This is a genomic window from Romboutsia sp. 13368 (assembly GCF_018336475.1).
Lineage (GTDB): Bacteria > Bacillota > Clostridia > Peptostreptococcales > Peptostreptococcaceae > Romboutsia.
In genome coordinates this window covers 823,422-823,631 of sequence record NZ_CP048741.1, presented here as the reverse complement: position 1 = coordinate 823,631, position 210 = coordinate 823,422, and positions in this window count along the sequence as shown.

The following is a 210-nucleotide window of genomic DNA, read 5'->3' as shown; positions in this document are numbered from 1 at the left end:
CAGCATCAAATTGATCTCCCATAAGCCATGGTAGACTATTGTGCCATATTTCACCTAATATATATACATCAGGCTTTATATTTTTTACTTCTTTTCTAAACATTCTNNNAAAACTATGGTCAACTTCATTTGATACATCTAATCTCCATGCATCTATATCAAACTCTCTGATAAAGTATTTTCCTACCTCTAATAAATACTCTATAACCT